A 12,147-nucleotide genomic window follows, 5' to 3' on the forward strand; every position below is an offset into this window, starting at 1 on the left:
ATTCAACGCAGAGAGCGCAAAGGCGCGGAGATCGCAAAGAAGATTGCTATGGTCGGAAACATTGGGAGCAGTATCTAAAGTATTCCAGCATTTCCATCAGGCGAATTTTCCCAAGGTATTTTCTTGGCGTTCTCTGCGTTAATAGATTTGAGGAAACAAGACTCAATGTCACAAGCACAAGAACTCGCATTCGAGGTCCAATCCGGTGGCACGCTGACCGGGCGCATCCGGGTGCCCGGGGACAAGTCCATTTCCCATCGTTCCATCATGCTGGGCTCCCTGGCCGAGGGCACCACGGAGGTCACCGGCTTCCTCAATGGTGAGGACTGCATGGCCACCCTCGCCGCCTTCCGGGCCATGGGCGTGCAGATCGACGGGCCCAGGGAGGGCAGGGTGACCATTCAGGGCGTCGGCCTGCACGGCCTCAAGGCACCCGCCGGGCCCCTGGATCTGGGCAATTCCGGCACCTCCATGCGTCTCATGTCCGGCCTGTTGGCGGGGCAGGCCTTCGATACCACCCTGGTGGGCGATGCCTCCCTGACCAAGCGGCCCATGAAGCGGGTCACCGAGCCGCTGGCTGCCATGGGCGCCCGGATCGACACCAGCGCGACCGGCACGCCACCCCTGCATGTGCACGGCGGCCAGACACTCAGGGGCATCGACTATCAAATGCCCATGGCCAGCGCCCAGGTGAAGTCCTGCCTGCTGCTCGCTGGCCTCTACGCCGAGGGCAGCACCTGCGTCACCGAGCCGGCCCCCACCCGGGACCACACCGAGCGCATGCTCACCGGCTTCGGCTATCCGGTGAGCCGCGAGGGCAACCGGGCCTGCGTCCAGGGCGGCGGGCGGCTCAAGGCCACCCGCATCGACGTGCCCGCGGACATCTCCTCGGCGGCCTTCTTCCTGGTGGGCGCCAGCATCGCCAAGGGCTCCGAGATCACCCTGGAACACGTGGGCATGAACCCCACCCGGGTGGGCGTGATCGACATCCTGCGGCTCATGGGCGCCGAGATCCACGTGGAGAACCCCCGGGAGGCGGGCGGTGAACCGGTGGCGGATCTGAGAGTGGTGAGCGCGCCGCTTCGGGGCGTGCGCATCCCCGAGGAACTGGTGCCCCTGGCCATCGACGAATTCCCGGCGCTGTTCATAGCCGCCGCCTGTGCCGAGGGGGAGACCCTGCTCACCGGGGCCGAGGAACTGCGGGTCAAGGAGAGCGACCGCATCCAGGTGATGGCCGACGGCCTGCTGGCCTGCGGCATCGAGGCCGAGCCCACCCCGGACGGCATCCGCATCCGCGGCGGCCAGCTGCGCGGCGCCACCGTGGACAGCCACGGGGATCACCGCATCGCCATGAGCTTCGCCATGGGGGCCCTGCGCGCCGAGGGGGCCATGCACATCCGCAACTGCGCCAACGTGAACACCTCCTTCCCGGGCTTCGTGGAACTCGCCGCAGGGGCAGGGCTCGCGATCACCCAGGGGCCCCAGTCGTGACGGCGCCGGTCATCACCATCGACGGACCCAGCGGTTCCGGCAAGGGCACCCTGAGCCGCCTGGTGGCGGAACGCCTGGGCTGGCACTGGCTGGACAGCGGCGCCCTGTACCGCCTGGTGGCCCTGGCCGCCCTGCGCCGGGGCATGGCCCTGGACGACGTGGCGGCCGTGGCGGAACTGGCACGGAACCTGGATGTGCGCTTCGAGGTGGACGGGCAGGGGGCCCCGGTGATCGTCCTGGATGGCGCCCCGGTGGGCGGGGAACTACGCACCGAGCAGGCCGGCAACGCCGCCTCCCGGGTGGCCGCCCTGCAGCCGGTGCGCGACGCCCTGCTGGACCGCCAGCGGGCCTTCCGGCAGGCCCCGGGGCTGGTGGCCGACGGCCGGGACATGGGCACCGTGGTGTTCAGCGATGCCCCCCTGAAGGTGTTTCTCACCGCCAGCTGCGAGGAGCGCGCCAGGCGCCGTTATAAGCAGTTGAAAGAACAAGGACTTAGTGCTAACCTTCACGCCCTTTCGGAAGAGCTGGCCGAACGCGACCGCCGGGATGCCGAGCGGAGCGTGGCGCCATTGAAGCCGGCCGATGACGCGGTGGTCCTGGATTCCACCCATCTCGACATCGAATCCGTGCTCGAACAGGTGCTGCGACTGGCCGAAGAAAGAAATTTGACCTAAACATTAATGTTCAACGACCAGGACAGGATCGTCCCTCGGTCACAACACCATCAACCGGTCCGGGCAGGGAATGCACAGGATCCGCATTGCAGGTTCAATCAACTCATGAGTGAAAGTTTCGCGCAACTGTTCGAAGAGAGCATGGCCTTCACGCAGATGAAGCCAGGCAGCATCATCAACGGCACCGTCATTCACGTGACGCCCGACGTGGTGGTGATCAACGCAGGTCTGAAGTCTGAAGGCGTGGTCCCCGCCGACCAGTTCCTCAACGAAAGAGGGGAAATGGAAGTCAAGGTGGGCGACGTGGTCGAGGTGGCTCTCGAGAGCCCCGAAGACGGCTTCGGTGAAACCCGTCTGTCCCGCGAGAAGGCCAAGCGCGCGAAGGCCTGGGAACGCCTGGAAACCGCCATGGAAAGCGACCAGACCATCACCGGCATGATCTCCGGCAAGGTCAAGGGCGGCTTCACCGTGGAACTCGGCGACATCCGCGCCTTCCTTCCCGGTTCCCTCGTCGATGTGCGCCCGGTGCGCGACACCGCCTACCTGGAAGGCAAGGAGCTGGAGTTCAAGCTCATCAAGCTCGACCAGCGCCGCAACAACGTCGTTGTCTCCCGCCGCGCCGTGGTGGAGAAGGAATACAGCGCCGAGCGCGACGAACTGCTCAAGAACCTGCAGGAAGGCATGGTGCTCAAGGGCATCGTCAAGAACCTCACCGACTACGGTGCGTTCCTGGACCTGGGCGGCATCGACGGCCTGCTGCACATCACCGACATGGCCTGGAAGCGCGTCAAGCATCCCTCCGAGGTGGTGGAGATCGGTCAGGAGATCGAGGTCAAGGTGCTCAAGTTCGACCGCGAGCGTAACCGCGTATCCCTGGGCCTGAAGCAGCTGGGCGACGACCCGTGGGAGAACATCACCCGTCGTTACCCCATCGGCTCCCGCCTGTTCGGCAAGGTCACCAACATCACCGACTACGGCTGCTTCGTGGAAATCGAAGACGGCGTGGAAGGCCTGGTGCACGTGTCCGAGATGGACTGGACCAACAAGAACATCGCCCCCAACAAGATGGTCGCCGTGGGTGACGAGGTCGAAGTGATGATCCTCGACATCGACGAGGAGCGTCGCCGCATCTCCCTGGGCATCAAGCAGTGCAAGGCCAATCCCTGGGACGAGTTCGCCGCCACCCACAACAAGGGTGAGAAGGTCTCCGGCGTGATCAAGTCCATCACCGACTTCGGCATCTTCGTGGGCCTGGACGGTGGCATCGACGGCCTGGTGCACCTCTCCGACCTGTCCTGGAACATGGAAGGCGAAGAGGCCGTGCGCAACTACAAGAAGGGCGACGAGATCGAGGCCGTGGTGCTGGCCGTGGATCCGGAGCGCGAGCGCATCTCCCTGGGCGTGAAGCAGCTGGACAAGGACCCCTTCTCCAACTTCGTGGCCGAACACGCCAAGGGCAGCATCGTCAAGGGCGTGGTCAAGGAAGTGGACGCCAAGGCCGCCATCGTGGAGTTGGCCGACAGCGTGGATGGCGTGCTGCGCGCCTCCGAACTGTCCCGCGACCGCGTGGAAGACGTGCGTTCTGTGCTCAACGTGGGCGATACGGTGGAAGCCAAGTTCATGGGCGTGGATCGCAAGAACCGCACCGTGACCCTGTCCATCAAGGCGAAGGATTACGCCGAGGAAGCCGAGGCGCTGCAGGACTACAGCAGCAGCTCCGGCTCCGCCACCACCTCCCTTGGGGATCTCCTCAAGGAGCAGATGGGCTCCAAGGACAAGTAAGGCAATTCGTAACAAAGCCGGTCGGGCCTCAGCCCGGCCGGCCTTTTGTGTGATGGACTGGCCGGATATCCGATGCCGGCGTCCATGCTCCACAGTCCCGAGCGTGTTCTATCACGTAACCCAGTGGCGGAGACCCTGTGATGACCAAGTCCGAACTCATCGAGATCCTTGCTCGCAAGCAGAGCCATCTGGCCTACAAGGACGTGGAACTCTCGGTGAAGACCATGCTGGAACATCTCAGCCAGGCCCTGGCCACCGGTGACCGCATCGAGATCCGCGGTTTCGGCAGCTTTTCCCTGCATTTCCGGCCGCCGCGCGTGGGCCGTAACCCCAAGACCGGCGAGACCGTATCCCTGCCGGGCAAGTACGTACCCCATTTCAAACCGGGCAAGGAACTGCGTGAACGTGTCAATGCCGTCCACGAACAGTAAATCCGCACAGTCTTCCTGAAACACCAACCCATGGAGTCTCCAGAGTGCGCAAGCTGATCCTGCTGCTGGCCCTGGCTCTGGCCGTCCTGATCGGCGCGACATTCTCCCTGCTCAACGCGGGTTCCGTGGCGGTGAATCTCTATCTGGGCGAGGTGCAGCTGCCCCTGTCCATCCTGATATTCCTGAGCATTCTCATCGGCGCGATCCTGGGCGCATTTGCCTGTACCGGATTCATCCTGCGCCACCTCAACGACAACCGGAAATTGCGCAAGCGCATCCGGCTGGCGGAGGAGGAGCTCAACCAGTTGCGCAAGATCCCCATCAAGGACGCCTACTGACCATGACCGAGTTGCTCTGGCTGCTACTTCCAGTCGCAGCCGCCTCGGGCTGGCTGGCCGCGCGCCGCACCGGGCGCAAATCCAAACGGACCCTCACTGGCGCCCTGTCCGAGGATTACATCAAGGGCCTCAACTATCTGCTGAACGAGCAGTCCGACCGCGCCCTGGCGGTGTTCATCGACATGGTGGACGTGGACTCCGACACGGTGGAGACCCATCTCATCCTGGGCAGCCTGTTTCGTCGCCGGGGTGAAGTGGATCGCGCCATCCGCATCCACCAGAACCTCATTGCACGCCCCAACCTGGAGCCCCGCCAGCGGGCCAATGCCCTGCTGGAACTGGGTCGAGACTACATGAAGGCGGGCGTGCTGGACCGCGCCGAGGGACTGTTTCGGGAACTGATCAACACCGGCTACCTGGAGGCCGAGGCCTATGGCCGTCTCAGGGCGCTCTACGAGCAGGAGAAGGAATGGGAGCGTGCCATCTGGGCCGCCGAGCACCTGCGCCGCTTCAGTGCCGAGCCCCAGTATGAACACATTGCCCACTATCACTGCGAGCTGGGTGAACAGGCGTTTCGCAACGGCGATCCCGCCAGGGCGGCGAGCCATGCCCGCAAGGCCCTGTCCAGCGATCGCAATTGTGCGCGTGCCAGTATCCTGCTGGGCGATCTGGCGGTGGCTGAACAGGACGATCGGCAGGCGCTCAAGCATTTCAGCCGTGTCCTGGAGCAGCATCCTGACTTCGCCATCCTGGTGCTTGATCGCGTACGCGCCGCCTATGCCAGACTCAACGACAATACTGGCTACGAGCGCTTCCTGGCGCGCCTGCGTGAGCCGGACGCCTGCCAGACCACCTTGTTGGCGCATATCGACGCACTGCATGCGGAAGGGCGGGAAGCGGAGGTGGATCAGCTCATAGACCATGAGCTGTCCCGGGGCAAACTGACCCTGCCGGCACTTCAGGCCTATCTCAAGATCCAGTCCGGCAGGGCAGAGGATACGGCAGCGGGCGAGGTACTCAATCGCGCCGCGCACGCCCTGGAACATTACCTGCAACTGCGCCCCTTGTATCGTTGCAACCATTGCGGATTCAGTTCGCGCAGCCATTTCTGGTGCTGTCCCGGCTGCCACCAGTGGAGCAGCATCAAGCCCCGGGAACTGCACGCAGAGCGACCCCAGACGGTCCTGAGCCCCTGACCAAGAGCCGATCAATCATGCCTGCCATATACAACGACCCCCGTATCATTATCGCCCTGGATTTTCCGGATGCCGGCCAGGCCCTGGAATTCACCGCCCGGCTGGATCCCGCTGCCTGTCGTCTCAAGGTAGGCTTCGAACTGTTCGTCAGTGCCGGTCCGGCGCTGGTGGAGAAGCTGGTGGCAGCGGGCTTCGACGTGTTCCTGGATCTCAAGTTTCACGACATTCCCAACACCGTCGCCTCCGCCTGCCGGGCAGCAGCCCAGCTCGGCGTGTGGATGATGAACGTGCACGCCTCCGGCGGCGGCCGCATGCTTCAGGCAGCCCGGGAGGCCCTGGACGGCCAGTCCCACCGCCCCAGGCTCATCGCCGTGACCGTGCTGACCTCCATGGACGAACGGGATCTGGATGAGCTGGGGCTTGGCAAGGACGTGGGCCGGCTTGCCGAGGCCCTGGCCGGGCTCGCCGCGGCCAGCGGCCTGGACGGGGTGGTCTGCTCTGCCAGTGAGGCGCCGATGCTGCGCCAGCGACACGGCGAGGATTTCCTGCTGGTGACCCCGGGCATCCGTCCGCGCAGCGCGGAACAGGATGACCAGCGCCGGGTCATGACACCGGCCGAGGCCATCCGCGCCGGATCGAGCTACCTGGTGGTGGGCCGTCCCATCACCCGTGCCGATTCGCCCATGGAGGTGCTGGAGGCCATGAACGCGGAGATCCGCGGGGCGCATTTGCATTCCGTGTAATGCCTGATAGACTCAGTCTCGTCCCGACCATGCAATCTGGAAGGTTCGGGATGACCAAGGATCGCCATGGAAACCGAAAGGAGGCATAGGTCATGAAACATCTGTCTGTCATTGCGTTTGCAATCCTGCTGTTCTTCTCCCTGCCGGTGTTCGCGGATGCGCCCGACGCGCGCATCAACGTCAATACCGCCGACGCCCAGACCCTCACCCAATTGACTGGCATCGGTCCGTCCCGCGCGGAGGCAATCATTGCCCACCGGGAGCAGCACGGCCCGTTCCGCTCCCTGCACGAGCTGACTCAGGTCAGCGGTATTGGCGAACGGACTGTTCAGGAGAACCGGGAGCGCATCGCGTTCGAATGATCCGGTACCGGCCCTGCCGGTGAGGATCCATCACAGCGGCCCCGCCGGCCCTCCAGCCGGCGGGGCCGTTATGCTATCGTGTTCGTCCACACCCACAGCTCACGCATGCATGGACCCTATGCACAAGAAGATTCGCAAGGCCGTGTTCCCTGTCGCCGGCATGGGCACCCGATTTCTGCCCGCGACCAAGGCCAATCCCAAGGAAATGCTGCCCATCGTCGACAAGCCGCTGATCCAGTACGCGGCGGAGGAGGCGGTGGCTGCGGGCATCGATGTGCTGGTATTCGTGACCGGACGCAACAAACGCTCCATCCCCGATCACTTCGATAAGGCCTACGAGCTGGAGACGGAACTGGAGGAGCGTGGCAAGGAGAAGATGCTGGCCATCGTGCGCAACATCCTGCCGCCTCACGTGTCCTGTGTGTACATCCGCCAGGCCGAGGCCCTGGGCCTGGGGCATGCGGTCGGCTGCGCCCGGCCGGTGGTGGGCGATGAACCCTTCGCGGTGATCCTGGCCGACGACCTGGTGGATGGCCAGGGACACGGCGGCGCCCTGACCCAGATGGTGGAGATCTACAATCGCCACGGCTGCAGCGTCCTGGGCGTGGAGGAAGTCCCCCACGAGGACACCAACAAGTACGGTGTGGTCACGCCCGAGCCCCTGGAAGATGACCTGTGGCGGGTGAAGGGCATCGTCGAGAAGCCGGCCCCCAAGGACGCACCCTCCAATATGGCTGTGGTGGGTCGATACATCCTCACGCCGCGCATCTTCGAGTTGCTGGAAAACACGGGCCGTGGCGCCGGTGGCGAGATCCAGCTCACCGACGCCATCGCCAGCCTGCTCAAGGAAGAGCAGGTACTCGCCCATCGCTTCAAGGGCAAGCGCTATGACTGCGGCAGCAAGCTGGGCTACCTGCAGGCCACGGTGGAATATGCCCTGAAGCATCCGGAACTGCAGGATGACTTTGGCGCCTACATCGACGAGCTTTGTGCCGGGAGGCGCAAGGCCTGACCGGAAGCGCCAGCGGCCCTGGCAGACCACCACTGCCGTAGGTCGGCCTTCAGGCTGACTGCGCTGTTGATCAGACATCGCCAGTCGGCCTGAAGGCCGACCTACGGTTTATCGGGAAGCAGGCGGGCGGGCACCCATCGCAGGTAGAGGGCCATGCCCAGCAGTTCCACCAGGCTCTGCAGCACGATCACCACCACGGCAGCCTCCCAGCCCGCCGGCAGGGCAAGGGCCAGGGGCAGGACCACGAAGGAGTTGCGTGTCCCCAGGCTGAACACCAGGGTGCGCGAGGCGTGAATCCCCAGTCCGGCTCCCCTTGCCAGCCATCTTCCCGCCAGGGCCGTGATCACCAGGTAAGCGACGAACACGGCGGTGACGGTCCCCATGGCGGGGAACCACTGCACCACCACCTGTACCTGGCTCGCCGCGATCAGGAACACCATCAGTGCCAGCAGCGGCACGGGCAGCCAGCCCAGGCGCGCGATGATCGCGCCTCGCTCGGCACGACCCGCGGCCCAGTGTTCCAGCACGGTGGCGAGGACAAGGGGCACGACGATCAGCCCCACGAACACCCCCACCAGACGCCCCGCATCCAGTTCGTTGGCAAAGATCGCCCCATCGAACAGCACCACCAGGTAGAAGGGCAGGAGCAGGATCTGTGCGAACAGCAGCAGGGGCGAGGCGGCGATGGCCCGGGCGGTGTCACCGCGGCCCAGGTGGGTGAAGCTGATGAACCAGTCGGTACAGGGCACCAGCAGCACTGCGGCCACCGCGAGGCGGATCACCGGATCATCGGGCAGGAACTGCACCAGCAGCCAGACCAGGGCCGGCACGAGCACAAAATTGGCGATCAGGAGCGTGCGGGTGAAGCGCGCATCCACGAAGGCCCGTCCCAGGTGTTTCATGGGCACCTGGGTGAAGGTGGCAAACAGCAGGAGACCCAGCACCGGCCAGAGCACCCAGTCCGGCAGACCCGCGAGGGCAGGAAACTGGAGGCCCAGGGCGAGTCCCAGGCTGATGACGGCGAGATAGAGCCAGAGCTGATGCCGTTCCAGTGACTCGCGGCTCATCACAGTGTCTCTGCCACCCCGTGTAATAGGGCGGCCCATGGCCGCCATTCGGCCCACCACGTTGACCGGCTGTGTCAGCCTTGATGGTCAACGGCGGGCACGGCCCGCCCTATGACGAGGGATGGGTCACCCGTGATCCCGGGAGACCCGGGGCGTCAGGGAATGATTCAGGCCCCGTAGACCGCCCGTGCGGCGGCGACGGCCCGACCGGGGACGATGTCCGCACCCTGGGCCACCAGGGCGGTCTCCAGGGCGCCCAGGCAGAACAGCACGTTCTTGCGGTTCGCGCCGTAGCCCATCAGGCCGATGCGCCAGACCTTGCCCGCCAGGGGGCCGAGGCCGGCGCCGATCTCCAGGTTGAACTCATCCAGCAGCAGCTTGCGTACGGCGGCCTCGTCCACGCCCGCGGGCACCTTCACGGCGTTGAGCTGGGGCAGGCGATGCTCGGGGGCCACGATCATGCTTAGGCCCATGGTGTCCAGGCCGGCCTTGAGCGCCTCGTGCTGGGCGCGATGCCGTGCCCAGGCGTTCTCCAGGCCTTCCTCCTGCAGGACGACAAGGGATTCGTGCAGGGCGTAAAGGGCGTTGATGGGCGCGGTGTGGTGGTAGGCGCGCTTGGTGCCGCCGCCCCAGTAGCCCATCACCAGGCTCAGGTCCAGGAACCAGCTCTGAACCTTGTGCTTGCGGGACTTGATGCGTTCCACAGCGGCCTCGTTGAAGCTCACCGGGGACAGGCCGGGGGTGCAGGAGAGGCACTTCTGGCTGCCGGAGTAGATGGCGTCCACGCCCCAGTCGTCGACGCGCAGTTCCACGCCGCCCAGGCCCGTGACGCTGTCCACGATCACCAGGCAACCGTGACGGTGGGCGATGTCGGTGAGGGTCTTCACGTCGGAGCAGGCGCCGGTGGAGGTCTCGGCGTGCACGAAGGCCACGGTGCTGGCCTGCGGGTGGGCCTTCAGGGCATCCTCGAGCTTCTGCGGATCGACAGGCTTGCCCCATTCGTCCTCCACCATCACCGGTGTGGCGCCGCAACGCTCCACGTTCTCCTTCATGCGTCCGCCGAACACCCCATTGGCGCACACCACAACGGTGTCACCGGGTTGCACCAGGTTCACGAAGCAGGTCTCCATGCCGGCGGAACCGGGGGCGGAGACGGGCAGGGTGAGCGCGTTGCGGGTCTGGAAGGCGTACTGCAGCAGGCCCTTCATCTCGTCCATCATGTCCACGAATACCGGGTCCAGGTGACCGATGGTGGGGCGGCTCATGGCGGCCAGCACCCGGGGATTCACATCGGAGGGGCCGGGGCCCATGAGGGTGCGCACGGGAGGATGGAAGGACTTGAAGGTCATGATTTCACCTGGATTTGGATTGGAAAAATACCTGATCAAATTCGTGGGGTCCGCAAGTATAGAGAGTGGGCCGTGTGAGTCACAAGTCTACAGAGTCCGTCATGGCATCCCCCCCTTACGGTTCAGATGCGCGCAGGCCTGCCCAGTGGCAAGGCTGCGAACGTGCCTCTCTCGGTATGGGCGATCTGGCATGCCCCTCGCTGCCGTCGGGGCATGCGCGGCTCAGGCTGCCGGCTGTGCGGAGTCCGCGGTGGGAAACTCGATGAGCATGCGTTCGGGATGGATCTGCAGGATGCTCAGCTTGGCATCGTTGAGCACCTCGGCGTAGGCGGCCCCGGTGTCCAGATAATAGATATTGCCGGCATGCACCGCCTGTTGCAGAGGGGTGTGTCCCATCACCACCAGGTCGATGCCCGCGATCGGCGGGATCTCGCCGCCGGACTCGGACTGGGTGATGCGCCTGCGGGACCAGACCGCGTAGTCCCGCAGGCGCTGGTCGGTTTCCAGGCGGACGACGAAATCCTGCCAGCTCAGTTCCAGGGGGACATCCGCGTGGACGATGCCGACCCGTCCCTGGTCGGTGTCCACTTCCAGGATGTAGGGCAGGGCGCGGATGCGCTTGCGGTACTCGGGCTGTTCGGACTTAGGGATCTCGCGCCACCATTCACCGCCGTTGAGGGCGATCCAGGAACAGGCCATGTCCGCGTCCGATTCGGAATCCAGCAGCAGGCGCTCATGATTGCCCTGCACCGCGTAAAACCAGGACTTGTTGAGGAACTCCAGGACCCGGTGCGACTCCGGGCCCCGATCGATGAGGTCGCCCACCGAGATGAGACGGTCGTGGTCCGGATCGAAGCAGAGGCTATCCAGGGCCTGTTCAAGCTGGCTGAACATGCCGTGGATATCCCCGACGGCAAAATCCCGCCCCAGGGGGTTGCGTTCAAGGCGGCGCATGATCTGCTCTGTCATGGGGCTGATCATACGATGTGCTGCACCAAAGCGGTGAGCATCCCGGTTAGACTGTGGCTTTCAACCTGACGAGCGGTCAAGCTGGCCGCACCACCGGACCCTATGCCTTCATGAGCCAACCTGCCTGCCAACTGGGAATGCCCTGTTTCCTGGACTTCGAGGCCTCCAGCCTGTCCGGGGACAGCTACCCCATCCAGGTTGCCTGGTCCGACGCCCGCGGCCATATCGAATGCCACCTGATCCGCCCCGAAGCGGACTGGACCGACTGGGACGAGCACTCGGAAGAGGCCCACGGACTGGAGCGTGAACGGGTGATCAGCGAGGGGGTCGAGGCCGAGGAGATCTGCCGGCGCATGAACGCGGTCCTGGGCGGGCTGACGGTGCTGACCGATGCACTCAGCATGGACCGGTTCTGGCTGCTGCGCCTGTTCGAGGCAGGCAACCGCATGCCCAGTTTCCGCCTGGCCGACATCACGCCCCTGCTGCAGCAGCGCCTGTCCCTGAAGGGCGAGGAGGCCCAGGCGCGCATCCAGGCGCTGCAATCCCGGGCCTGGCGCAACGTGCCCGGGCATGCCCACCGGGCCGACCATGACGTGGCCTACCTGATGGAGCTGTGGCGGCTTTCCGGGGAAGGCTGAGCTGACCCTTGTACCTACTGCGGACTCCGGCCAGTCTCGCACCCTCGTCTTACAGGAGAAGCATAGGGCGGGCCATGCCCGCCGTTTGCCGCGGG

13 protein-coding genes are annotated in these 12,147 nt (G+C 65.0%); 10 read left to right on the forward strand and 3 right to left on the reverse strand.

What is annotated here, in order from left to right; translation table 11 throughout:
• Positions 1–165 precede the first annotated feature (165 nt).
• The 9 genes from aroA (at position 166) to galU (ending at position 8,029) form a co-directional block, all read left to right on the forward strand.
• Positions 166–1,491, forward strand: coding sequence for a 3-phosphoshikimate 1-carboxyvinyltransferase (aroA, locus tag TGR7_RS07730; protein ID WP_012638108.1), 1,326 nt, complete (start codon positions 166–168; stop codon positions 1,489–1,491).
• Complete coding sequence (cmk, locus tag TGR7_RS07735) at positions 1,488–2,165, forward strand: (d)CMP kinase (protein ID WP_012638109.1); 678 nt, start codon at positions 1,488–1,490, stop codon at positions 2,163–2,165. The genes aroA and cmk overlap by 4 nt, the downstream gene beginning before the upstream one ends.
• 105 nt (positions 2,166–2,270) lie before the next feature.
• The gene (gene rpsA, locus TGR7_RS07740) at positions 2,271–3,947 is read left to right on the forward strand and encodes a 30S ribosomal protein S1 (RefSeq protein WP_012638110.1); all 1,677 of its coding nucleotides are present in this window, start codon (positions 2,271–2,273) and stop codon (positions 3,945–3,947) included.
• 140 nt (positions 3,948–4,087) lie between these two features.
• Entirely contained in the window at positions 4,088–4,378 is a 291-nt protein-coding gene (locus tag TGR7_RS07745) for an integration host factor subunit beta (protein ID WP_012638111.1), read from the forward strand.
• Between the two features lie 44 nt (positions 4,379–4,422).
• Positions 4,423–4,716: a LapA family protein gene (locus TGR7_RS07750; RefSeq protein WP_012638112.1), complete on the forward strand. Its 294-nt coding sequence runs from the start codon at positions 4,423–4,425 to the stop codon at positions 4,714–4,716.
• A gap of 2 nt (positions 4,717–4,718) precedes the next feature.
• Complete coding sequence (lapB, locus tag TGR7_RS07755; RefSeq protein ID WP_012638113.1) at positions 4,719–5,912, forward strand: lipopolysaccharide assembly protein LapB; 1,194 nt, start codon at positions 4,719–4,721, stop codon at positions 5,910–5,912.
• Positions 5,913–5,929: 17 nt separating this feature from the next.
• Positions 5,930–6,655, forward strand: a complete 726-nt coding sequence (gene pyrF / locus TGR7_RS07760; protein WP_012638114.1) for an orotidine-5'-phosphate decarboxylase — start codon at positions 5,930–5,932, stop codon at positions 6,653–6,655.
• 92 nt (positions 6,656–6,747) lie between these two features.
• Positions 6,748–7,017, forward strand: a complete 270-nt coding sequence (locus TGR7_RS07765; RefSeq protein ID WP_012638115.1) for a ComEA family DNA-binding protein — start codon at positions 6,748–6,750, stop codon at positions 7,015–7,017.
• A gap of 109 nt (positions 7,018–7,126) precedes the next feature.
• Positions 7,127–8,029: a UTP--glucose-1-phosphate uridylyltransferase GalU gene (gene galU, locus TGR7_RS07770; RefSeq protein WP_041441258.1), complete on the forward strand. Its 903-nt coding sequence runs from the start codon at positions 7,127–7,129 to the stop codon at positions 8,027–8,029.
• Between the two features lie 101 nt (positions 8,030–8,130).
• Here the strand turns inward: galU and TGR7_RS07775 are convergent, their stop codons facing one another.
• The 3 genes from TGR7_RS07775 to TGR7_RS07785 all read right to left on the reverse strand — a co-directional run bounded on the left by TGR7_RS07775 (position 8,131) and on the right by TGR7_RS07785 (position 11,414).
• Positions 8,131–9,096 (reverse strand): arsenic resistance protein, encoded by a 966-nt coding sequence (locus TGR7_RS07775; protein WP_012638117.1) that lies wholly within the window; start codon positions 9,094–9,096, stop codon positions 8,131–8,133.
• 167 nt (positions 9,097–9,263) lie between these two features.
• Positions 9,264–10,445, reverse strand: coding sequence for a pyridoxal-phosphate-dependent aminotransferase family protein (locus TGR7_RS07780; RefSeq protein ID WP_012638118.1), 1,182 nt, complete (start codon positions 10,443–10,445; stop codon positions 9,264–9,266).
• 222 nt (positions 10,446–10,667) lie between these two features.
• Complete coding sequence (locus TGR7_RS07785; RefSeq protein WP_041442748.1) at positions 10,668–11,414, reverse strand: metallophosphoesterase; 747 nt, start codon at positions 11,412–11,414, stop codon at positions 10,668–10,670.
• 110 nt (positions 11,415–11,524) lie between these two features.
• On the opposite strand from TGR7_RS07785, the gene TGR7_RS07790 reads away from it, so the two are divergent.
• Positions 11,525–12,052 (forward strand): hypothetical protein, encoded by a 528-nt coding sequence (locus tag TGR7_RS07790; protein ID WP_245523041.1) that lies wholly within the window; start codon positions 11,525–11,527, stop codon positions 12,050–12,052.
• Positions 12,053–12,147: the final 95 nt, after the last annotated feature.

The organism is Thioalkalivibrio sulfidiphilus HL-EbGr7 (assembly GCF_000021985.1).
GTDB lineage: Bacteria > Pseudomonadota > Gammaproteobacteria > Ectothiorhodospirales > Ectothiorhodospiraceae > Thioalkalivibrio_A > Thioalkalivibrio_A sulfidiphilus.